Genomic DNA, 21,191 nt, shown 5'->3' with positions numbered 1-21,191 from the left:
GTTCCAGGAAAACAGGTAGGAGAGTCGTACCCCCATGGCCGTTCGCGCTGCCGTACTGCCCGCCGTCGGTGCCCCGCTGGAGATCACCGGGATCGAGCTGCCGGACCCCGGGCCCGGTCAGGTCCGGGTGCGGCTCGCCGCCGCCGGGGTCTGCCACTCCGACCTGTCGCTGTCCGACGGCACCATGCGGGTGCCGGTGCCCGCCGTGCTCGGCCACGAGGGCGCGGGCACGGTCCTCGCGGTCGGCGACGGGGTCGGTCATGTCGCACCCGGCGACGGAGTCGTCCTCAACTGGGCGCCCTCCTGCGGCAGTTGCCACGCCTGCTCGCTCGGCGAGGTATGGCTGTGCGCCAACGCGCTCGTCGGCTCCGGCAACGTGTACGCCCGCCGCGCCTCCGACGGGACCGACCTCCACCCCGGGCTGAACGTGGCCGCGTTCGCGGAGGAGACGGTCGTGGCCGCCGGGTGCGTGCTCCCCGCCCCGGACGGCGTCCCGCTCACCGACGCGGCCCTGCTCGGCTGCGCCGTGCTCACCGGCTACGGCGCCGTCCACCACTCGGCGCGGGTCCGGGAGGGCGAGACGGTCGCCGTGTTCGGGGTGGGCGGTGTCGGACTGGCCGCACTGCAGGCGGCGCGGATCGCCGGCGCGTCCCGGATCGTCGCCGTGGACGTCTCCCCGGCGAAGGAGGAACTGGCGCGGGCGGCGGGGGCCACGGAGTACGTCGTCGCCTCCGAGAACACCGCCCGTGAGATTCGTGGCCTCACCGGCAAGCAGGGTGTGGACGTGGCCGTGGAGTGCGTCGGCCGGGCGGTCACCATCCGCACGGCCTGGGAGTCGACCCGACGCGGTGGCCGCACCACGGTCGTCGGCATCGGTGGCAAGGACCAGCAGGTCACCTTCAACGCGCTGGAGCTCTTCCACTGGGGCCGCACCCTCGCCGGCTGCGTCTACGGCAACTCCGACCCGGCCCGCGACGTCCCGATCCTCGCGGACCACATCACCGCGGGCAGCCTGGACCTGTCCGCCCTGGTGACCGACCGCATCTCCCTGGACGACATCCCGGTGGCCTTCGACAACATGCGAGCGGGCAAGGGCGGCCGGGCGCTGGTGACCTTCTGACGGGCCCGCAGGGGCCTGGTCTCCAGGGGCGCGGGGAACCGCGCGACCAGCCCCCACCCCTCGCACCCGACAACGCACCCCCCGCACCCGACAATGCCCTCCCCGCACCCGACAACGCACCCCCCCGCCCGGCGAAGCCACCCGCGCACGACCGTTGACCTACATACCGTCTGGTCAGTACGTTCCCCGGAACGTCCCCGCACCCATCGGAGTGTGCTCGCATGGACACCGCTCCCTCCCCCGTCACCACGACCCGCCCCCAGAGCCACCGCAAGGTGGCCACCGCCGCGGCCCTCGCCTCGGTGATCGCGCTGGTCCCGATCAAGATCCTCGCGGGGAGGGCGGGCTCCCGAACGGACGGTTAGGGCCCCTGGGCCCCATCGGCCCTACGCGACCTGACCCGACGGCCCGGGTCGCGGTGCCGGAACGACATCCGGCGCCGCGGCCCCGTCCCCGGGCACGGCCTCCCGGGTAGGCGTCCGGGTCCGCGCCGGGGACCGGGACACCGCCACCCCCGCCAGGCACAGCGCGCCACCGGCCGGTGTGAGCGGACCCGGGACCTCGCCCAGCGCCAGCCAGGACATCAGCACGACCAGCGCGGGCACGGCGTACGTGGTCGCGCCCATCCGGCTCGCGGTCGTCCGGGCCAGGGCGTAGGCCCAGGTGGTGAAGGCGAGGGCGGTCGGGAACACGCCCAGGTACACCATGTTGAGGGTCGCGGAGAGCGGCGCGTCGGCCGCCTCCCGCACCAACTGCCCGGCGAACGGCGGACACTCCCCCACTCTCGGCTGCGCTCGAGCGGGAGGGGCCCCCATCCGCGCCGACGAGACAGCCGAAGATGGTCACCCGGAGCGGGCTCGCCGCACCCAGCGCGGGCTTCTGCGCGACGACCCCGGCCGCGTACCCGAACGCCGTGAGCACACAGAGGACGACGCCCAGCACCGAGGCACCGCCCTCGCCGGACATCGACAGACCCACGGCGACCGCGCCCGCGAACGACACCGCCATTCCGGCGCGCAGCCGGGGCGGCATCGCGTCGCCCAGCAGCCGGGCGCCGAGCAGGGCGATCAGGATCGGCCCGATGTTCACGACCAGCGCGGCCGTACCCGCGGCGACCTGCTGCTCGCCCCAGTTCAGGGCGACCATGCAGAACCCGAACCACAACACCCCGGACACCGCGATACCCCGCCACACGGCCCTCGGCGGCAACCCTTCCTTGCGCCACAGCCAGATCGCGCCCAGGGCCACCGCCCCGGCCGGCAGCCGCCCGAGTGCCGGCGCGCCCGGCGAGTACGCCTCACCGGCGCTCCGGATCGACACGAACGCCGACGCCCACAACACGACGGTGACGGCAGCCGCCCCCGCCGCGAGCAGCTCGACCTTACGGGTGGGCGTGACCCGGGGGGTGTTCGTCATGGGTCGAGGCTGGGCGGGGGACCACCGCCGGGGCTCGCGGTTTTCAGACGCCTACCTGGGGAGGCCTGGGCCCCACCCGCTCGTACTGCTGCTCCAGCCCGTCCAGCAGCGCCCGCAGCCCCATCTCGAAGGCCCGCTCGTCCACCTTCTCCTGCTGCTCGGCCAGCAGGTGGGCCTGCCCGAGATGGGGATAGTCGGCCGGGTCGTACGCGCTCTCGTCGTCGACGAAGCCCCCGGCGAACGACCCGATCGCGGAGCCCATGACGAAGTATCGCAGCAACGCCCCGACGGACGTGGCCTGGGCCGCCGGCCAGCCCGCCTCGACCATCGCCCCGAAGACGACGTCGGCGACCCGCAGACCGGCGGGCCGTCGGCCGGGCCCCCGGGCGAGGACGGGCACGATGTTCGGATGGTCGCGCAGCGCGGCCCGGTAGGAGACCGCCCAGTCGTGCAGCGCGGTCCGCCAGTCCCGGCCGTCCTCGAACATCGACAGATCGACCTGCGCGCTCACCGAGTCGGCGACCGCCTCCAGGATCTGGTCCATCGTGCGGAAGTGGTTGTAGAGCGAGGGCCCGCTCACCCCCAGCTCGGCGGCGAGCCGCCGCGTGGAGACCGCCGCCAGCCCCTCCGCGTCCACCAGCGCCCGCGCCGTCTCCACGATGCGGTCGGTGCTCAGCAGGGGCTTGCGCGGTCGGGCCATGGCGCACATAGTAGGGCCGCACCCTAAAACTAGCAGTGGTAATTTAATTGCCTACGAACGAGAGGCGGGCGGGCCGCGTGAACCTGGAGCTCAGCGAGGAGCAGACCGCCGTACGCCGGCTCGCGAGGGACTTCGTCGCGCGCGAGATCGCCCCGCACGTCATCGCCTGGGACCGCGCGGAGAGCGTCGACCGGGGCATCGTGAAGAAGCTCGGCGAGGTCGGCTTCCTGGGACTCACCGTCGACGAGGAGTGCGGCGGCTCCGGCGGCGACCACCTGGCGTACTGCCTGGTCACCGAGGAACTGGGCCGCGGCGACTCCTCCGTGCGCGGCATCGTCTCCGTCTCCCTCGGCCTGGTCGCGAAGACGATCGCGGCCTGGGGCGACGAGGAGCAGAAGCGCCGCTGGCTGCCGGGGCTCACGGCGGGGGAGTACGTCGGCTGCTTCGGCCTCACCGAACCCGGCACCGGCTCCGACGCGGGCAACCTCACCACGCGCGCGGTCCGGGAGGGCGGCGACTACGTCATCAGCGGCACCAAGACGTTCATCACCAACGGCACCTGGGCCGATGTCGTCCTCCTCTTCGCCCGCTCCACCGACACCCCCGGCCACCAGGGGATCTCCGCCTTCCTCGTCCCCGCCGACACCCCCGGCCTGACCCGCCGCGCCCTCCACGGCAAGCTCGGTCTGCGCGGCCAGGCCACCGCCGAACTGGTCCTCGAAGGCGTCCGGGTCCCCGCCTCCGCGATGCTCGGCCCCGAGGGCAAGGGGTTCGGCGTCGCCATGTCCGCCCTCGCCAAGGGCCGTATGTCGGTCGCGGCCGGCTGTGTCGGCATCGCCCAGGCCGCGCTGGACGTGGCGGTCCGGTACGCGGGCGAGCGCGAGCAGTTCGGCAGGCCCATCGCCCACCACCAGCTCGTCCAGGAACTCCTCAGCGACATCGCGGTCGACGTCGACGCGGCCCGCCTGCTGACCTGGCGCGTCGCCGATCTCGTCGACCGGGGGCAGCCGTTCGCCACCGAGGCGAGCAAGGCCAAGCTCTTCGCCTCCGAGGCCGCCGTCCGCGCCGCGAACAACTCCCTCCAGGTCTTCGGGGGTTACGGCTACATCGACGAGTACCCGGCCGGAAAACTCCTGCGCGACGCCCGCGTGATGACCCTCTACGAGGGCACCAGCCAGATACAGAAACTGCTCATCGGGCGGGCGCTGACCGGGGTTTCGGCGTTCTGAGTACGCGCGGCCCCCGCCGTCCGCCGATCTGAGTATCCGAACGGATATGGCCCGCACCACGGTTGCCGAACCATGTCCCCATGAGTGAGACACCGGTCAAGCAGCAGAACACGGCGGCCTTCTACGGCCAGGCCGTCGCCTCCTTCGCCGTCGCCATGGCGGCCACCACCGTCGGCATCTACAACCTCGACGCCGACACCTGGGTCCGCGCCTTCCTGGCCGTCGCGGTCCTCTACCTCGTGACCTCGTCCTTCACCCTCGCCAAGGTGATCCGCGACCGGCAGGAGGCTGGGCGGATCGTCAGCCGGGTCGACCAGGCCAGACTGGAGAAGCTCCTCGCGGAACACGACCCCTTCGAGAAGCTCTGAGCGCGGCACAGCCCTGAACGGGCCTTCTAAGCGCTCGCTCACCCTTCGGCGGTATGGTGGTGCCCAGCCATCGGAAGGGGCGAACCAGCGATGAGTACGGCGGAGGACACGGCGGGCGACGAGCCGCAGCCGTGGGGCGAGGTCAACCCGGACGCGGCCCGGCGGCTGCTGGTGGCCGCCGTGGAGGCCTTCGCCGAACGGGGCTACCACGCGACCACGACCCGTGACATCGCGGGCCGCGCGGGGATGAGCCCCGCCGCGCTGTACATCCACTACAAGACGAAGGAAGAGCTGCTCCACCGGATCAGCCGGATCGGCCACGAGAAGGCACTCGACGTGCTGCGCACGGCGGCCCGGGGCGAGGGCAGCCCGGCCGACCGCCTCGCCGAGGCCGTACGCTCCTTCGTCCGCTGGCACGCCGGCCAGCACACCGTCGCCCGGGTCGTCCAGTACGAGCTGGACGCCCTCGGTCCCGACGCCCGCGCCGAGATCGTCACGCTCCGCCGCGAGAACGACGCGGCCGTGCGCGGCATCATCGAGGACGGTGTCGCCTCCGGCGACTTCGACGTCCCCGACGTCCGCGGCACCACCGTCGCCGTCCTCTCCCTCTGCATCGACGTGGCCCGCTGGTTCAACGTCGACGGCCCCCGCACCCCCGACGAGGTGGGCACCCTGTACGCCGATCTCGTGCTGCGCATGGTGGGCGCGAAGAAGTGACGCGGGCGATCGGACGACGCTTCGAAACATTCGAAGGGTAGGGGAGGTCGCCCGATCCCCCTCACAACGGTCTTGGCGCTTCTTCGCTGGTGCCGACCGCGAATGTTTCGGGATCAACGCCGAAAGCATTGACAGTTGGCAGGGGCAGGCCAACACTCCCCGGGTGACAGGGCGAACCCCCACGAGCCCCGAGGAGGACGCGCGCGTATGAACGACGCACCCGCACCCGCGGTCACCCCCACCCCCACCCCGTCCCCGTCCCCGTCCCCGTCCCCGAGCCGCAGGCTCTTCCTGGGCGGTCTCGGCGCGACCGCGCTGGCCGCCGCGACCACGGTGGCCCTGCCCGGCACCGCCCGCGCGGACACGGTCGTCACCACCAACCAGACCGGCACCGACAACGGCTTCTACTACTCCTTCTGGACCGACGCCCCGGGCACGGTCTCCATGACCCTGGCCTCCGGCGGCACCTACCGGACCTCCTGGAGCAACACCGGGAACTTCGTCGTCGGCAAGGGCTGGAGCAACGGCTCCCGTCGGACCGTGAGCTACTCGGGCACCTTCAACCCGTCCGGCAACGCCTATCTGACGCTCTACGGCTGGACGGCCGGTCCGCTCGTCGAGTACTACATCGTCGACAACTGGGGGACCTACCGGCCCACGGGGACGTACAAGGGCACGGTCACCAGCGACGGCGGCACGTACGACATCTACCGGACCACGCGGTACAACGCGCCGTCCGTCGAGGGCACCCGCACCTTCGACCAGTACTGGAGCGTGCGCCGGTCGAAGCGGACGGGCGGCAGTATCACCACCGGCAACCACTTCGACGCCTGGGCACGCGCCGGGATGCCCCTCGGCAGCTTCAGGTACTACATGATCATGGCCACCGAGGGATACCGGAGCAGCGGCAACTCCAGCATCACGGTGGCTCCGTGAGCACCGCGGCGCGCCACTCGCCCCGGCTCCCGGGCAGGCGGTCGGCCGTCGTCGCGGCGGTCCTGGCGAGCCTCGTCCCGCTCGCGCTCACGACCGCCGGGGCCGCCCCGGCGCGGGCCGCCGCCTGCACCGGCCATGTCGGGCTCACGTTCGACGACGGCCCGTCCGGCAGCACTCCGGCCCTGCTCGACGCGCTCCGGAGCAACGGGCTGCGGGCCACCATGTTCAACCAGGGCCAGTACGCCGCCGCCAACCCCGCCCAGGTACGGGCCCAGGTCGCCGCCGGCATGTGGGTCGCCAACCACAGCTACACCCACCCGCATCTGACCCGGCTCGGCCAGGCGCAGATCGACTCGGAGATCTCCCGCACCCAGCAGGCCGTCGCGGGCGCGGGCGGCGGTACGCCGAAGCTGTTCCGGCCGCCGTACGGCGAGACCAACGCGACCGTGAAGTCGGTCGCCGCCCGGTACGGCCTGACCGAGATCCTCTGGCAGGTCGACTCGCAGGACTGGAACGGCGCGAGCACGGATGCCATCGTGCAGGCCGCCGCCCGGCTCACGGGCGGCCAGATCATCCTGATGCACGACTGGTCCGCGAACACGCTCGCGGCGATCCCCCGCATCGCGCGGGGCCTGACCGACCGGGGCCTGTGCGCCGGCATGATCTCCCCGCAGACCGGCCGGGCGGTCGCACCCGGGTAGGCGCGCACGAAGTGGCGCGGCGGTCGGCGACGCCGCGCCACCGGGGATCAGAAGTAGTAGCGGGACACCGACTCCGCCACGCAGACCGGCTTGTCGCCGCCCTCGCGCTCCACGACGACCGCCGCCGCGACCTGGACACCGCCGCCGACCTCCGTGACCTCCTGGAGGGTGGCCGTGGCGCGCAGCCGCGAACCGACCGGTACCGGCGCCGGGAAGCGGACCTTGTTGGTGCCGTAGTTGACACCCATCCTCACGTTGTCGACCTTGAGCACCTGCGGCACGAGCAACGGCAGCAGGGACAGGGTCAGATACCCGTGGGCGATGGTCGTCCCGAACGGCCCGGCCGCCGCCTTCTCCGGGTCCACATGGATCCACTGGTGGTCACCGGTGGCCTCGGCGAAGAGATCGATCCGCTTCTGGTCGACCTCCAGCCACTCGCTGTACCCCAGCTGCTCGCCCACCGCCGCCTTCAGCTCCTCGGCGGACGTGAAGATCCTCGGCTCTGCCATGTCCCGGCCTCCCTGATCCCAAATATCTAAGCAACTGCTTAGCATGGTCGGCCGTGGGGCCCCTGTCAACGGACCGCGCCCCTACCGGGCAGGGCTTCGGACATGGGTAGGCTCGGAGGGGTGCCCCAGATCCCTGAGAAGATCCACGAGTTGACCGTCGGCCAGCTGTCGGCCCGTAGCGGTGCCGCCGTCTCCGCGCTGCACTTCTACGAGTCCAAGGGGCTGATCAGCAGCCGCCGCACCACCGGCAACCAACGCCGCTACAGCCGGGACACCCTGCGCCGCGTCGCGTTCGTCCGGGCCGCGCAGCGCGTCGGCATCCCGCTCGCCACGATCCGCGAGGCGCTCGCCGAGCTGCCCGAGGAGCGGACACCGACCCGCGAGGACTGGGCCCATCTCTCCGAGGTCTGGCGCTCCGAGCTGGACGAGCGGATCAAGCAGCTCAACCGGTTGCGCGACCACCTCATCGACTGCATCGGCTGCGGCTGCCTCTCCCTCGCCAACTGTGTCCTGTCCAACCCCGACGACGCCTTCGGTGAACGCCAGAGCGGCTCCCGCCTGCTGGTGGAACGCCGGAAGCCGGTCGCGGAGGAGGGGCGGGAGAAGGAGAACCGGCAGGAGCAGGAGCAGGAGCAGGAGCAGGAGCCCGGGAGCTGCCGCTGAGCGGTGGCTCCCGGGCTCCCGGGTCTCACTCGTACTCGGTGCCGCCCTTGCGGGTCAGATACGCCGGGCTGACCGCCTTGGCGACGGCCCGGCCGCCGGTCACCGGGCTGTACCGCTCGGTGGCGGGCCGGATCACGACCCCCTCGCGCAGATGCAGATCGCGCCCGGAGACCGTCTCCCGGCCGGTGGCGATCTCCAGCACCCGGTCGATGGCGTACGGACCCTCGTACAGCCTCGGCACCAGCGGGAGTTCGCCGTCGAGCAGTTCGGCCAGCTCCGCCGAGTGCAGCCAGCGCACCTGCCCGTCGATCTCGGCGGAGACGTCGAACACGGCGTACCCCAGGGTCTCGCGACGGCCGTCGGCGCCGTACGACAGATCCTGCACCCCGGCGCCGTACACCTCGCCGAAGACACCGACCCGGCGGGCGCCGAGCCGCTCGGCGAGCCGGGAAGCGGCTTCGGCGACCTTGTGGCCGTGGACGGCGCGCCAGTACAGGTTGCGCGGATCCTCCTTCAGCGCCAGGGACTTCGAGCCGAAGCCCTTCGAGGAGACCTGGACGCGGCCGTCCTCGGCGAAGTACGTCGCCAGGCAGGCCGTGCCGTGCAGCTTCTCCGTCAGGACGATCCGCTCGCCGGGCGAGAAGATGTCGGGATAGCGCTGGATGTTCTCGATGTCGACCCAGGGCAGCAGATCCGGCGCCGACTCGACCTCGCCGCTCATCGTGGGTGGGATCGGCGGCACCCATTTGACGATGCCGAGCCGCTCCGCGAAGTCCGTGCCGTCGGTGACGGCGGCCGTCAGGTCCACGTCCCCCAGCGCCCGGGGCCGGCAGACGATGCCCTGGGACAGCTCGCCCCGCAGCCGTACGGCCTTCACCCGGTCCGACCTGCCGCCCGCGAGCCGTCCGGTCAGCCCCAACTCCTCGATGAGCGCGGCCGGGAGCACGGACTGCTCGGGGATGTAGACGGCGGTGTCACCGGTGCGGTAGGCCCCCTTCGCCACGACGGCTCGGTACAGGCCCACCTGGGCCAGTTCGAGCGCGTCGGCGTTCGGGTGTTCGTGGATCGTCAGCACTTCGGCGGTGACGCGCAGCGTCGACATCGGGCACTCCTCGGTTCCGGTCGGGCTCAGGGCTGTTTCATCGCCCCCAACTGTCCTGACGGGAAAGGGGTGGAGCGACCGGATTTGGCACTGCTAGGGTCGCGGAGCCCCCTCGCGTGTCAGGGGCGCGGGGCTGTGTCGATTTGCGGCTCCGCCGCGTGGGCGCGAGAAGCCCCACCCCCCTCCCACCTCGCGGCGACCCCCGTCGAGAATGTGTCATGGACACAGACGGGCGGCACGGTCCCGCCCCTGGCAGGGAAGGCGCGTCGATGAGCGTCGTCATCTGTTCGCTGAAGTGGGAGAAGGCACACTCCGGCGTGCAGCGGATCACCTACGACTCGGACGGCTACCACCTGGTGCGCTTCCCGTACGAGAAGACCGGGGAGTCGTACGACCCCTGGAAGATGCACGACCCGGCGAACGGCGGCGACACGGCCTCGACGTTCCCCGACGCGCGCTCCGGACTGATCTGGCCCAGCCACGACGGCTGGGGCGTGCTCTCGGCGATGGTGTTCTGGGAGGCGGACCCCAGGACGTCGGAGTACCGCGCCCGCTTCGTACGGGACCCGCTGAGCCTGACGAAGAAGAAGTACGACTCGACCGCCACCACGGACAGCGCGCTGACCCGGGGCGGTCAGTACCGCACCTTCATGTGGCAGATGTTCGTGCACAAGGACGTGCCGCTCGGCCTGAAGATATCCGCGCGTGGGTCGGGGGACACCAGGCGGGCCACGGCGCTCACCCTCGCCGAGTTCAAGCTCGCCATCCACACGGACGTCAAGAAGCCGTAGTTCGTCGCGCCGTACCGGCTCATACACGGGGGTGCGGCATCCCCGGCGCACCCCCGCCGTGCTACGCCGAGATCAGCAGCCGTCCGCGCCTGGACTCCGCCAGGGCCTCGGGTGTGAGCACCGGTCGTGGCACCACGATTCCGCACTCCGTGCAGACCGGGCCCGAGGACGGTTCATGGGCCAGGTCGTAGAGGTAGACGAGGCGCTCGCCCTCGCAGACCGGGCAGGACGAGCCCGGTTCGCGCTCCAGCGCGGCGATGAGCCGGCGCAGCACCTCCGCCATCGGTTCTTGGGGATGGACCTTCGGGTCGTCGCACCAGGCGACCCCGAACCCGCCCCAGGTCAGCCGGTGCCAGTCGTCGACACTGCCCGGCCTGCGCAGCCCGTCGTGCTTCTCCTTCTTGCGGCGCTGCGCGAACTGCGTCTCGTAGTCGAGCCAGACGGAGCGGGCCTCCTCCAACTCCTCCAGTGCGGCCACGAGCCGCGCCGGGTCGGGGTTGCGGTCCTCGGGGCCGAAGCCGGCCCGCGAGCACAAGTGGTCCCATGTCGCCCGATGCCCGTACGGGGCGAACCTCTCAAGGCACTTGCGCAGCGAATAACGCCGCAGCGCCAGGTCGCACCTGGGATCTCGCACCTGTCTTGCCAGACTCCGGAAACCGGCCATCGCCCTGCACCTCCGTCACACCTGCACCTGTACTTCGGTCACTTCGGCGTCGTCGTCGGGACGTCGCCGAATAGACGTATCGACACGCGATTCGGCTCCATCCGATTTCCGATGACCTCCATAAGTCGTCTGCTGAGCCGTTCACGACCGTTCCTGCCTACGTCTGACTGCTTCTCACTTCTTCTTGTCTGCTTACGACTACTTCTGAGTGCCTGTTCACGCTGTCAGTCACCTGTCCGTAAACGGTGATCCCAAAAACGTGACGCATGTTCATCTTCAAAGCCGGGGATACCGGCGGTAACATCCGGCCCACCCCCGTCGGGAGGAGCTGCCATGCCCTGGCGCACCCCACGCACCTCACGCACCGCACCGGACAGACTGAGAACTCCCCGTGGATTCGCGGAGTTCCTCAAGGCCGCCTCCATATGCGCACTCGTTGCCGGTCTCTTGTCGCCTCTTTCCCCGGCTTCCCCGGCTGCCGCCGCCGACACCGAGGCCGTACAGGCGGCGGCGGTGACCGACTACTGCGGCGGCCAGTGCTCCGACATCCTGCCGCCCGGCCAGAACGGCAACGCCACCCTCGCCCAGATCCTCCTCAACCAGGCCTTCGGCTCCATGCCGGAGAACGCGAGCAACCAGCTCGGCCCCTACAACAACCTGGCCACCGGCTACCCGGGCCTCACCAACTCCACCATCAACACCTTCTTCAACGACGCCTCCTTCGGTGTCGCCGCCGACCAGGTCGCCTCCACCCTGAACCCGGCCGGCCGCACCGATGTCACGATCGTCCGCGACAAGAAGACCGGTGTGCCGCACATCACGGGCACCACCCGTTACGGCACCGAGTTCGGCGCGGGCTACGCCGCCGCCCAGGACCGGCTGTGGCTGATGGACGTCTTCCGGCACGTGGGCCGCGGCAAGCTCACCCCGTTCGCGGGCGGCGCCGCCTCCAACCAGGGCCTCGAGCAGGAGTTCTGGCGCCACGCCCCCTACACCGAGGCCGACCTCCAGGCCCAGATCGACAAGGCGGTCGCCTCCAACGGTGAGCGCGGCCAGCTGGCCCTCGCCGACGTCAACGCCTACGTCGCCGGCATCAACGCCTACATCGACGCCTCCGACAGCGCCCGCAACTACCCCGGCGAATACGTCCTGACCGGCCACAAGGACTCCGTCACCAACGCCGGCACCATCGAGAAGTTCAAGCCCACCGACCTGGTCGCCCTGGCCTCCGTGATCGGCGCCCTCTTCGGCTCGGGCGGCGGCGGCGAGGTCAACAACGCCCTGTCCCTGCTGGCCGCCCAGGAGAAGTACGGCGTCACCGAGGGCACCGAGGTCTGGGAGTCCTTCCGCGAGCGCAACGACCCCGAGGCCGCCCTCACGGTCCACGACGGCAGCTTCCCCTACGCCACCAAGCCCGCGGACCCGCAGGGCATGGCCCTCCCCGACGACGGCACGGTCGCCGAGGAACCCCTCGTGTACGACCGCACCGGCAGCGCCGCCACGGCCGCCTCCACGAACGTCTCCTCGGAGGCCACCGACACCGCCCTCAGCTCCGCCCGGCGCGGTATGTCCAACGCCCTCGTGGTCAGCGGCAAACACACCGCGAGCGGCCGACCCGTCGCCGTCTTCGGGCCGCAGACCGGTTACTTCGCCCCGCAGCTGCTGATGCTCCAGGAGATCCAGGGGCCGGGCATCAGCGCCCGCGGCGCCTCCTTCGCGGGCCTGAGCATGTACGTCGAACTCGGCCGGGGCCAGGACTACGCCTGGAGCGCCACCACCTCCGGCCAGGACATCATCGACTCGTACGCGGTCGAGCTGTGCCAGGACGACGTCCACTACCTCTACCACGGCACCTGCACGGCCATGGAGAAGATCGAGCAGACCAACGCCTGGAAGCCCACGACCGCCGACTCCACCCCGGCCGGCTCGTACCGGATGCAGGTCTGGCGCACCAAGTACGGCCCCGTCACCCATCGCGCCACGGTCGACGGCAAGAAGGTCGCCTACACCACCCTGCGCTCCTCCTACCTGAACGAGGCCGAGTCGATCATCGGCTTCCAGATGCTGAACGACCCGGACTACGTCAAGGGCCCCGAGACCTTCCAGAAGGCCGTCCAGAACATCAACTACACCTTCAACTGGTTCTACGCCGACTCCACCCACACCGCGTACTACAACAGCGGCGACAACCCGGTGCGCGCCGCGAACGTCGACCCCGAGTTCCCGGCCTGGGCCCAGTCGGCCTACGAGTGGCGGAACTGGAACCCCACCACCAACACCGCCGACTACACCCCGCCCTCCGCCCACCCCAACTCCATCGACCAGGACTACTACATCTCCTGGAACAACAAGCAGGCCCGGGACTACACCACCGCCCCCTGGGGCAACGGCTCCGTCCACCGCGGCGACCTCCTCGACGACCGGGTGAGGATGCTGGTCACCGTCGGCGGCGTCACCCGTGCCACGCTCACCAAGGCGATGGCCGAGGCGGGCCTCGCCGACCTACGGGCCGAGGACGTCGTCCCGGACCTGCTCAGGGTCATCAACAGCGGCACCGTCACCGACACCACGGCCGCCGCGGCGGTCACCAAGCTCCAGACCTGGGTCACCTCCGGCTCCAAACGCACCGAGACCTCGGCCGGTTCCAAGACCTACGCCCACGCCGAGGCCATCCGCATCCTGGACGCCTGGTGGCCACTGCTGGTGAAGGCCCAGTTCGAACCCGGCCTCGGCACCGACCTGTACACCGCCATCACCGCCAACCTGCCCATCGACGAGTCCCCGTCGGCCGCGCACGGCCCGACCGGCTCCCACGCCGGCAGCTCCTTCCAGTACGGCTGGTGGAGCTACGTCGACAAGGACATCCGCTCGGTGCTGGGCGATACGGTCCAGGGACCGCTGGCGAACGAGTACTGCGGCGGCGGCAGTCTCAGCGCCTGCCGCACCATCCTGATCAACACCCTCAAGGAGGCGGCCGGCAGGACCGCCGCACAGGTCTACCCCGGCGACGCCTACTGCTCGGCGGGCGACCAGTGGTGCGCCGACTCGATCATCCAGCAGCCCCTGGGCGGCATCAAGCACAACAAGATCAGCTGGCAGAACCGGCCGACCTACCAGCAGGTCGTGGAGTTCCCCTCCCACAGGTGAGCGCCCACGGACACCGGTAGGTTCCGGTGAGCACATGCCGGCGGCGGGCCGGGATCAGACGACACGGCCCGCCGCCAGCACCACCCGCGCCAGCTCCCGGTGACAGATGTCGCTGTGGGCACCGGACGGCGCACCGCCCCGCTTCACCACGGCGGAGGCGTCGATGTTCACACAACCCGCCGTCGGCAGCTGGGCCTTGAGGGCGTCGGCCAGCTTGAACGACCGGGTGCCCTTGACCGCCTGGACACCGCCGTAGCCGAGGGCGCCCCATTTCGCGCCCAGCAGGCTGTTCACGCTCAGCCCCAGCACCGTCCGCGCGTCGCCCGCCATCCGGGAGGCGAGCGGATAGATCGTGCCCAGCGCCGAGTCGTGCTTGGAGTGACAGCACACCAACGGGCCGTCGATACGCTTCTGTTGGCCGTTCAGCACCCCGCTCGCACGGCTGTCGTGCGGCAGCCGCGGCGCGAACGCGTAGTGGGAGAAGGCCGCCTGAAGGAGCGTCACCGACTTCACGGTGTGCACCCCCTCGGGCAGTCCGCGCAGCGCGAACGACACGAGTCGCGCGCCGAAGCTGTGCCCCACGAGGTGCACCCGCACCTTCGGCGCCCTCCCCGCGAGCTGCCCCAGCAGCCGCCCGAGCCCCCGCTCGCCGACCGTCCCCGCCCGCCGCTTCATCGCGAAGTACGTGGCCTGCCGCAGGAGTTCATGGGCGCCGTCCCAGGCCCGGGGAGGGGTGACGGCGGCCCCGGTCGGCACCTCGGTCGTCCCGACCTCCGCCAGCGCCGACGCGAAGTCCGCGCACACCGCCACCGGGTCCCCGCACAACATCCCGGGCGTGCCCTCCGGCACCCCCTCGGTGAGGGTGTCCGCCGTGAACGCGCCCTGCGGCCCCTGCGGCTCCACCTCCACCAGCAGCCTTACGAGCCGCCCGAACTCCTCCAACGAGGCGCCCTCGTCCGGCCGTTGCTCCAACAGCCGGGCGAGCTGCTCGACGAGGACGGCCCGCCCGGGGAAGACCTCCAGCAGGGCGTGCCGGGTGTTCTTGTCGAGCGCGGGGCGCCCCGGCGCCACGGCCGGGACGGGCTTGAAGTCCGGGATCGGCTCGTCCGAGAACCGCATCGAGGGCCACAGCACACCGACGTACCCCAGCCTCGCCTTCGGCGCCAGGTCGGGGAACGGGGCGAGGAAGCGGCTGTAGAGCCCGGTCGCGCCGGACCGGTCGCTGTTCCAGCCGTGCGCGAACACGACCAGATCCACCACCCCGCGTTTCCCGACCCCGTCCAGCAGCCGGTCCCGCTGACCGGTGTCCACGTCCCCGTCCGCGTCGAAGGTCAGTTCCCAGTAGGGAGTCACGCTCATTCCCGGATCCGCCATGACGAGCCCCCTTCGGCCCCCGTTGGTGGTGCGCTCAGGCGCATGGTCCTGCCAACGGCGAAAGATGGCCATACGTCACGTACGAGCTCCGCTAGCGGTACAGCAGGTACCGCTCGCGCACCCGGCGGAACGCCGCCAGCTCCTCCTGCCAGCCCGCCACGACCTCGTCCGTACCGGCACCCGCGTCGATCATCGTCCGCACCCGGGCCGAACCGGTCAGCCTGTCGATCCAGTTGTCCGGCCGCCAGGCGAAGCCGCTCCACACCCGCTTGGCGGTCACCAGCAGCCCGACACCGGTACGGACGGGGTCGTACGCCACCCGGTCGTGGACATGGATCTGTACGCCCCCGACGGTCTTCCCCTGGAACTTCGAGAACGTCGGCGCGAAGTACGCCTCCCTGAACCGCACACCGGGCAGCCCGAGTTCGTTCGCCGCCGCCGCCCAGCGCCGGTCGACGCCCTCCGCGCCCAGCAGCTCGAACGGCCGTGTGGTGCCCCGCCCCTCCGACAGGTTCGTCCCCTCGAAGAGACACGTCCCGGAGTACACGAGCGCGGTGTCCGGCGTCGGCATGTTCGGGCTCGGCGGCACCCAGGGCAGCCCGGAGGAGTCGTAGAACCGCGACCGCTTCCACCCCGACATCGCCACGGTCCGCAGCGGTACGGGCGTGGTGAGGAACTCCTCGTTGAACAGCCGCGCCAGCTCCGCCACCGTCATCCCGTGCGCCTGCGCGATGGGCTGCCGCCCGACGAAGGACGCGAACTCCTTGTGCAGGACCGGCCCCTGGGCGGCGCGCCCGGTCATCGGGTTCGGACGGTCCAGCACCACGAACCGCTTCCCGGCCAGCCGGGCCGCCTCCATGCAGTCGTAGAGCGTCCAGATGTATGTGTAGAAGCGGGCGCCGACGTCCTGGATGTCGAAGACGACCGTGTCCACGCCGGAGGCCGTGAAGATGTCCGCGAGGGCCCGGCCGCTCTTCTGGTACGTGTCGTAGACCGGCAGGCCGGTCGCCGGGTCGTCGTGACGGCCCTCGGAGCCGCCGGCCTGGGCGGTGCCGCGAAAGCCGTGCTCCGGGCCGAAGACGGCCCTCAGGTCCACCCGGTCGTCGGCGTGCGTCACATCGACGATGTGACGGGCGTCCCGGGTGACGCCGGTGGGGTTGGTGACGATGCCGACCTTCTGACCGCCGAGGAGTTCGTAGCCGTCGGCGGTCAGGCGCTCGAATCCGGTGCGGAGCCCCTGGCGGGCTGCCTCGGCGGGGGGTGCGGAGGTGAGGCCGGCTGTGGCTGCGGTCGAGGCGGTGGCCGCGGTGGAGGCGGCGAGGAAGGTACGGCGGGAGAGGTGCATGGGGGTGACCTCCGTCATCGCGGGGAGCGGTGTTATGGGCAGGCTAGGCGCTTCCGCGGGTGGTTTGTCGTCCGCGGGTCCGGTGGGGCTTCTCGCGCCCACGCGGCGGAGCCGCAAATGTCACAGCCCCGAGCCCCTGTCGGGGCGCGGTGGTGGCGCCCTTTCTCGGGGACATACCGACCGGTTAGTCTGAGGCTGTGGGTGAGCCGTTCTTGATGTGTCGGTGTTGAAGGAGAGCGATCGTGGGAGACGTGCGGGGCGCGGGTGTGGTCGTGACCGGGGCCGGTGGGGGGATCGGGGCCGCTCTGGCGCGGCGGTTCGCGGCCGAGGGGGCCCGGGTCGTCGTGAACGACCTGGACGGGGACCGGGCGAAGGCGGTGGCCGACGAGATCGGCGGGATCGCGGTGCCGGGGGACGCCTCGGCGATCGTCCCGGCGGCGCGCGACGCGCTCGGCGGGACCGTGGACGTGTACTGCGCCAACGCCGGGCTCGCCTCCGGTGGCACCGAGGCCGCCGACGAGAAGGTGTGGGCGCTCGCCTGGGACGTGAACGTGATGGCGCACGTCCGGGCCGCGCACGAGCTGCTGCCCGAGTGGCTGGAGCGCGGCGGCGGCCGTTTCGTGTCGACGGTCTCGGCGGCGGGGCTGCTGACGATGATCGGCGCCGCGCCCTACAGCGTCACCAAGCACGGGGCGTACGCGTTCGCCGAATGGCTGTCCCTCACCTACCGGCACCGGGGGATCAAGGTGCACGCGATCTGCCCGCAGGGTGTGCGCACCGACATGCTGACGGCCTCAGGGAGCGCCGGCGACCTGGTGCTCGCGCCGACCGCGATCGAGCCGGAGGATGTCGCCGACGCGCTCTTCCGGGGCATCGACGAGGACCGCTTCCTGATCCTGCCGCACCCCGAGGTGGCCGGGTACTACCAGGCCAGGGCGGCGGACCCGGACCGCTGGCTGACCAACATGAACCACCTCCAGCAGAAGTGGGAGACGACCGGCTGACCGGCCCTGCCCGGCGGACGAATGCCGGAGAGTGGGATGATCCTCCGGCGGGAGCGCCCGATTCCGCCCGATCGGGAACCGATCGAGGGGCGGCGGGCGACCAGTAGGCGACAACAGAACCTCGGAAGGCAGGTGGCGGCAGTGCCCAGGACGACGGACGGAGACGGTACGCCCGTCCCGCAGCGGCTGCTGGCCGCCGCCACCCGGCTCTTCGCCGAGCGGGGCTACGACCGCACCTCCGTGCAGGAGATCGTCGAGGCGGCCGGTGTCACCAAGGGCGCGCTGTACCACTACTTCGGTTCCAAGGACGATCTGCTGCACGAGGTGTACGCGCGTGTGCTGCGGATCCAGCAGGAGCGGTTGGACGCGTTCGCGGGGGCCGACGCGCCGGTGGAGGAGCGGTTGCGGGGGGCCGCCGCGGATGTGGTCGTCACGACCATCGACAATCTCGACGACGCGATGATCTTCTTCCGGTCCATGCACCATCTGAGCCCCGAGAAGAACAAGCAGGTCCGTGCGGAGCGCCGCCGGTACCACGAGCGCTTTCGGGCGCTCGTGGAGGAGGGGCAGGAGACGGGTGTCTTCTCCACGGCCACGCCCGCGGACCTGGTCGTCGACTACCACTTCGGCTCGGTCCACCATCTGTCCACCTGGTACCGCCCCGATGGCCCGATGGGCCCGCAGGAGGTGGCGGACCACCTGGCCGACCTGCTGTTGAGAGCACTGCGACCGTAGGGCGCGTGATGGCTCGGGGGTGCGGGTTCGGTTGGCGGGTGCGGGTCCGGTGGGGCTTCTCGCGCAGTTCCCCGCGCCCCTGAAAAAGCAGGGGCTGCGCCCCGTCCTTTTTCAACGGCCCGCAAGGGCCGTTGCCTTCAGGGGCGCGGGGAACTGCGCGGCCAGCCCCCACTCACCCGCACCCGCCCACCGAACCCGCACCCGCCCACCGAACCCGCACCCGCCCACCGAACCCGCACCCCCGAGCCATCACGCGCCCAACCTCACACGTACCGCTTCAGCTCCCGCCGGGCCAGCGACCGCTGATGCACCTCGTCCGGCCCGTCCGCGATCATCAGCGTCCGGGCCCCCGCGTACAGCTCCGCCAGCGGGAAGTCCTGACTGACACCCCCCGCCCCGTGCAGCTGGATCGCCCGGTCGAGGATGTCCACGACCGTCCGAGGCGTCGCGATCTTGATCGCCTGGATCTCGGTGTGGGCCCCCTTGTTGCCCACCGTGTCCATCATCCAGGCCGTCTTCAGCACCAGCAGCCGCAGCTGCTCGACGGCCACCCGCGCGTCGGCGATCCAGTTGTGCACGACCCCCTGCTGGGCGAGCGCCTTGCCGAACGCCTCCCGGGCCACCGCCCGCCGGCACATCAGCTCGATCGCCCGCTCGGCCATCCCGATGAGCCGCATGCAGTGGTGGATACGGCCGGGGCCGAGCCGCGCCTGCGCGATGGCGAACCCGCCGCCCTCCTCGCCGATCAGGTTCGAGGCGGGCACGCGCGCACCCTCGAAGACGACCTCGGCGTGGCCGCCGTGGGAGTGGTCCTCGTACCCGAACACCCGCATCGCCCGCTTCACCGTGACACCCGGGGTGTCACGCGGCACCAGCACCATCGACTGCTGACGGCGGACATCGGCGGCACCCGGGTCCGTCTTGCCCATCACGATGAAGATCTGACAGTCGGGGTTCATCGCCCCGGAGATGTACCACTTCCGCCCGGTGATGACGTAGTCTCCCCCACTCTCGGCTCCGCTCGAGCGGGAGGTGCCCCCCTCGTCCCGCTCGATGAGCGTGGTGATGTTGGTGGCGTCCGAGGAGGCCACCTCCGGCTCGGTCATCGCGAACGCGGACCGGATCTCACCGGCGAGCAGCGGCTGGAGCCACTGCTTCTTCTGCGCCTCGTCGCCGAACTGGGTCAGCACCTCCATGTTGCCGGTGTCGGGCGCGGCGCAGTTCAGCGCGGTCGGCGCCAGCTGCGGGGAGCGCCCGGTGATCTCGGCGAGCGGGGCGTACTGGAGGTTGGTGAGCCCGGCCCCGTACTCGGAGTCGGGCAGGAAGAGGTTCCACAGGCCCTGCCTGCGGGCCTCGGCCTTCAGCTCCTCCACCACGGCGGGCGTGTCCCACGGCGAGGCCGACTCGGCCCGCTGCTCCTCGGCCACGGCTTCCGCCGGGTAGACGTACGCGTCCATGAAGGCGAGGAGCCTGGCGCGCAGCTCCTCCGTACGGGCGTCGAATGCGAAGTCCATGGGAGATCAGCCCTCCTGGGCGGCGGAACCGGAACCGGAGCCGGTGCGAAGAGTCGTCAGGCCGTGTTCGATGAAGACGGGGACCAGGTCGCCGATGCGGTCGAAGCCGCGGCCGACCGTCTGGCCGAGGGTGTACCGGTAGTGGATGCCCTCCAGGATCACGGCGAGCTTGAACCAGGCGAACGCCGTGTACCAGGACACCGCGGAGACGTCCCGGCCCGAGCGCGCCGCGTACCGCTCGACGATCTCGGCCGGATCGGGGTGTCCGGCGGCCGTCGCGGTGGTGGAGACGGGCGAGTCGGGCGTGGCCAGCGGCACGCTGTACATGACCAGCAGGCCCAGGTCGGTGAGCGGATCGCCGAGGGTGGACATCTCCCAGTCGAGGATGGCCTTGATCGCGTCGTCCTCGCCGAGCAGGACGTTGTCGAGGCGGTAGTCGCCGTGCACGACCGTCGCGGCGGGGGAGTGGGGCAGCTGTCGGCCCAGGGCCGCGTGCAGCTCGTCGATACCGGCCAGCTCGCGGTTGCGGGACGCGTCCAACTGCTTTCCCCAGCGCCGCAGTTGGCGGTCGAGGAAGCCCTCCGGGCGCCCGAAGTCGGCGAGGCCCACCTCGGCGGGGTCTACCGCGTGCAGTTCGACCAGGGTGTCCACCAGGCTCAGCACGGCGGCCCGGGTGCGCTCCGGGCCCAGCGGGGCGAGCTGCTCGGCGGTGCGGTAGGGGGTGCCCTCGACGAAGTCCATGACGTAGAAGGGCGCGCCGAGCACGGCGCCGTTCTCGGGGTTCTCGCAGAGCAGCACGGGGCGCGGCACGGGCACGTCCGTCGGGTGCAGCGCGCTGATCACGCGGTGCTCGCGCTTCATGTCGTGCGCGGTCGCCAGCACATGGCCGAGCGGCGGCCGTCGTACGACCCATCGCGCGGTGCCGTCCGTGACCTCGTACGTCAGGTTCGACCGTCCGCCCTCGATCAGCCGGCCGGTGAGCGGGCCGCCCACGAGTCCGGGCCGCTCGGTGTCGAGCAGGGCGCGGAGCCGGTCGAGGTCGAGACCTGGCGGGTGGTCTGGGTGCATCATCGCTCCTACGCGCGGTTACCGGGACCGTACCCACTCATGATGCCGACCGGTCGGTATGTCGTCCAGTGGGCGACGCGAAAGTGAT

Annotated in this window: 20 protein-coding genes and 1 pseudogene; 12 read left to right on the top strand and 9 right to left on the bottom strand. The window is 71.2% G+C overall.

Annotation, left to right across the window (positions count from 1 at the left end):
• Positions 1–34: 34 nt before the first annotated feature.
• Both F9278_RS08265 and F9278_RS46090 read left to right on the top strand, forming a co-directional pair.
• Complete coding sequence (locus tag F9278_RS08265; RefSeq protein ID WP_152167705.1) at positions 35–1,120, top strand: Zn-dependent alcohol dehydrogenase; 1,086 nt, start codon at positions 35–37, stop codon at positions 1,118–1,120.
• A 221-nt stretch (positions 1,121–1,341) separates the two neighbouring features.
• Entirely contained in the window at positions 1,342–1,485 is a 144-nt protein-coding gene (locus F9278_RS46090; protein ID WP_193242110.1) for a hypothetical protein, read from the top strand.
• Positions 1,486–1,506: 21 nt separating this feature from the next.
• Here F9278_RS46090 and F9278_RS08260 read toward each other — a convergent pair.
• Both F9278_RS08260 and F9278_RS08255 read right to left on the bottom strand, forming a co-directional pair.
• Positions 1,507–2,536, bottom strand: a pseudogene (locus F9278_RS08260) (DMT family transporter).
• Positions 2,537–2,579: 43 nt separating this feature from the next.
• Positions 2,580–3,236, bottom strand: coding sequence for a TetR/AcrR family transcriptional regulator (locus F9278_RS08255; protein ID WP_152167704.1), 657 nt, complete (start codon positions 3,234–3,236; stop codon positions 2,580–2,582).
• Between the two features lie 77 nt (positions 3,237–3,313).
• Between F9278_RS08255 and F9278_RS08250 the strand changes: the two genes are divergently transcribed.
• The 5 genes from F9278_RS08250 to F9278_RS08230 all read left to right on the top strand — a co-directional run bounded on the left by F9278_RS08250 (position 3,314) and on the right by F9278_RS08230 (position 7,187).
• On the top strand, positions 3,314–4,465 hold the full coding sequence (locus tag F9278_RS08250) for an acyl-CoA dehydrogenase family protein (protein ID WP_152167703.1): 1,152 nt from the start codon (positions 3,314–3,316) through the stop codon (positions 4,463–4,465).
• Between the two features lie 80 nt (positions 4,466–4,545).
• Positions 4,546–4,833 carry a YiaA/YiaB family inner membrane protein gene (locus F9278_RS08245; RefSeq protein WP_152167702.1) on the top strand — a complete coding sequence of 96 codons (288 nt, stop codon included), beginning with the start codon at positions 4,546–4,548 and terminating at the stop codon, positions 4,831–4,833.
• A gap of 90 nt (positions 4,834–4,923) precedes the next feature.
• Positions 4,924–5,550: a TetR/AcrR family transcriptional regulator gene (locus F9278_RS08240; protein ID WP_152167701.1), complete on the top strand. Its 627-nt coding sequence runs from the start codon at positions 4,924–4,926 to the stop codon at positions 5,548–5,550.
• A 207-nt stretch (positions 5,551–5,757) separates the two neighbouring features.
• The gene (locus tag F9278_RS08235) at positions 5,758–6,486 is read left to right on the top strand and encodes a glycoside hydrolase family 11 protein (protein ID WP_152167700.1); all 729 of its coding nucleotides are present in this window, start codon (positions 5,758–5,760) and stop codon (positions 6,484–6,486) included.
• On the top strand, positions 6,483–7,187 hold the full coding sequence (locus F9278_RS08230; protein ID WP_152167699.1) for a polysaccharide deacetylase family protein: 705 nt from the start codon (positions 6,483–6,485) through the stop codon (positions 7,185–7,187). The genes F9278_RS08235 and F9278_RS08230 overlap by 4 nt, the downstream gene beginning before the upstream one ends.
• Before the next feature lie 47 nt (positions 7,188–7,234).
• Here the strand turns inward: F9278_RS08230 and F9278_RS08225 are convergent, their stop codons facing one another.
• Entirely contained in the window at positions 7,235–7,696 is a 462-nt protein-coding gene (locus F9278_RS08225; RefSeq protein ID WP_152167698.1) for a MaoC family dehydratase, read from the bottom strand.
• Positions 7,697–7,816: 120 nt separating this feature from the next.
• Here F9278_RS08225 and soxR point away from each other — a divergent pair, with 120 nt between their 5' ends.
• The gene (soxR, locus tag F9278_RS08220) at positions 7,817–8,359 is read left to right on the top strand and encodes a redox-sensitive transcriptional activator SoxR (RefSeq protein WP_152167697.1); all 543 of its coding nucleotides are present in this window, start codon (positions 7,817–7,819) and stop codon (positions 8,357–8,359) included.
• Positions 8,360–8,384: 25 nt separating this feature from the next.
• On the opposite strand, the gene F9278_RS08215 is transcribed toward soxR, so the two are convergent.
• On the bottom strand, positions 8,385–9,461 hold the full coding sequence (locus F9278_RS08215; protein WP_152167696.1) for an RNA ligase (ATP): 1,077 nt from the start codon (positions 9,459–9,461) through the stop codon (positions 8,385–8,387).
• Between the two features lie 269 nt (positions 9,462–9,730).
• On the opposite strand from F9278_RS08215, the gene F9278_RS08210 reads away from it, so the two are divergent.
• Complete coding sequence (locus F9278_RS08210; RefSeq protein WP_152167695.1) at positions 9,731–10,252, top strand: hypothetical protein; 522 nt, start codon at positions 9,731–9,733, stop codon at positions 10,250–10,252.
• Positions 10,253–10,313: 61 nt separating this feature from the next.
• Here F9278_RS08210 and F9278_RS08205 read toward each other — a convergent pair whose 3' ends face one another.
• Positions 10,314–10,916 (bottom strand): hypothetical protein, encoded by a 603-nt coding sequence (locus F9278_RS08205; protein ID WP_152167694.1) that lies wholly within the window; start codon positions 10,914–10,916, stop codon positions 10,314–10,316.
• A gap of 333 nt (positions 10,917–11,249) precedes the next feature.
• Here F9278_RS08205 and F9278_RS08200 point away from each other — a divergent pair, with 333 nt between their 5' ends.
• Positions 11,250–14,063: a penicillin acylase family protein gene (locus tag F9278_RS08200; RefSeq protein ID WP_152167693.1), complete on the top strand. Its 2,814-nt coding sequence runs from the start codon at positions 11,250–11,252 to the stop codon at positions 14,061–14,063.
• 54 nt (positions 14,064–14,117) lie between these two features.
• Here the strand turns inward: F9278_RS08200 and F9278_RS08195 are convergent, their stop codons facing one another.
• A complete protein-coding gene (locus F9278_RS08195; protein WP_152167692.1) occupies positions 14,118–15,437 on the bottom strand; it encodes a serine-threonine protein kinase in 1,320 nt (439 codons plus the stop codon).
• A gap of 91 nt (positions 15,438–15,528) precedes the next feature.
• On the bottom strand, positions 15,529–16,782 hold the full coding sequence (locus F9278_RS08190; protein WP_152173749.1) for an exo-beta-N-acetylmuramidase NamZ family protein: 1,254 nt from the start codon (positions 16,780–16,782) through the stop codon (positions 15,529–15,531).
• Between the two features lie 239 nt (positions 16,783–17,021).
• On the opposite strand from F9278_RS08190, the gene F9278_RS08185 reads away from it, so the two are divergent.
• Together F9278_RS08185 and F9278_RS08180 are read left to right on the top strand one after the other, a co-directional pair.
• A complete protein-coding gene (locus F9278_RS08185; RefSeq protein ID WP_152167691.1) occupies positions 17,022–17,786 on the top strand; it encodes an SDR family oxidoreductase in 765 nt (254 codons plus the stop codon).
• Between the two features lie 141 nt (positions 17,787–17,927).
• Complete coding sequence (locus F9278_RS08180) at positions 17,928–18,521, top strand: TetR/AcrR family transcriptional regulator (RefSeq protein ID WP_152167690.1); 594 nt, start codon at positions 17,928–17,930, stop codon at positions 18,519–18,521.
• A gap of 263 nt (positions 18,522–18,784) precedes the next feature.
• Here F9278_RS08180 and F9278_RS08175 read toward each other — a convergent pair whose 3' ends face one another.
• A complete protein-coding gene (locus F9278_RS08175) occupies positions 18,785–20,035 on the bottom strand; it encodes an acyl-CoA dehydrogenase family protein (protein WP_152167689.1) in 1,251 nt (416 codons plus the stop codon).
• Between the two features lie 6 nt (positions 20,036–20,041).
• Entirely contained in the window at positions 20,042–21,103 is a 1,062-nt protein-coding gene (locus F9278_RS08170) for a phosphotransferase family protein (RefSeq protein ID WP_152173748.1), read from the bottom strand.
• Between the last annotated feature and the right edge of the window lie 88 nt (positions 21,104–21,191).

The sequence above is a fragment of the Streptomyces phaeolivaceus genome (genome assembly GCF_009184865.1).
In the GTDB taxonomy this organism is placed as follows: Bacteria; Actinomycetota; Actinomycetes; order Streptomycetales; family Streptomycetaceae; genus Streptomyces; species Streptomyces phaeolivaceus.
Note: the sequence above shows the minus strand (reverse complement) of the source record. Positions and strands in the feature narration are given on the sequence as shown.

Bases quoted from the DNA above. Each gene is read 5' to 3' on its own strand.
- F9278_RS08175 (WP_152167689.1), bottom strand. From the start codon at position 20,035: ATGGACTTCGCATTCGACGCCCGTACGGAGGAGCTGCGCGCCAGGCTC.
- F9278_RS08225 (WP_152167698.1), bottom strand. From the start codon at position 7,696: ATGGCAGAGCCGAGGATCTTCACGTCCGCCGAGGAGCTGAAGGCGGCG.
- F9278_RS08235 (WP_152167700.1), top strand. From the start codon at position 5,758: ATGAACGACGCACCCGCACCCGCGGTCACCCCCACCCCCACCCCGTCC.
- F9278_RS08195 (WP_152167692.1), bottom strand. From the start codon at position 15,437: ATGGCGGATCCGGGAATGAGCGTGACTCCCTACTGGGAACTGACCTTC.
- F9278_RS08170 (WP_152173748.1), bottom strand. From the start codon at position 21,103: ATGCACCCAGACCACCCGCCAGGTCTCGACCTCGACCGGCTCCGCGCC.
- F9278_RS08255 (WP_152167704.1), bottom strand. From the start codon at position 3,236: ATGGCCCGACCGCGCAAGCCCCTGCTGAGCACCGACCGCATCGTGGAG.
- F9278_RS08200 (WP_152167693.1), top strand. From the start codon at position 11,250: ATGCCCTGGCGCACCCCACGCACCTCACGCACCGCACCGGACAGACTG.
- F9278_RS08210 (WP_152167695.1), top strand. From the start codon at position 9,731: ATGAGCGTCGTCATCTGTTCGCTGAAGTGGGAGAAGGCACACTCCGGC.
- F9278_RS08245 (WP_152167702.1), top strand. From the start codon at position 4,546: ATGAGTGAGACACCGGTCAAGCAGCAGAACACGGCGGCCTTCTACGGC.
- F9278_RS08205 (WP_152167694.1), bottom strand. From the start codon at position 10,916: ATGGCCGGTTTCCGGAGTCTGGCAAGACAGGTGCGAGATCCCAGGTGC.
- F9278_RS08240 (WP_152167701.1), top strand. From the start codon at position 4,924: ATGAGTACGGCGGAGGACACGGCGGGCGACGAGCCGCAGCCGTGGGGC.
- F9278_RS46090 (WP_193242110.1), top strand. From the start codon at position 1,342: ATGGACACCGCTCCCTCCCCCGTCACCACGACCCGCCCCCAGAGCCAC.
- F9278_RS08215 (WP_152167696.1), bottom strand. From the start codon at position 9,461: ATGTCGACGCTGCGCGTCACCGCCGAAGTGCTGACGATCCACGAACAC.
- F9278_RS08190 (WP_152173749.1), bottom strand. From the start codon at position 16,782: ATGCACCTCTCCCGCCGTACCTTCCTCGCCGCCTCCACCGCGGCCACC.
- F9278_RS08265 (WP_152167705.1), top strand. From the start codon at position 35: ATGGCCGTTCGCGCTGCCGTACTGCCCGCCGTCGGTGCCCCGCTGGAG.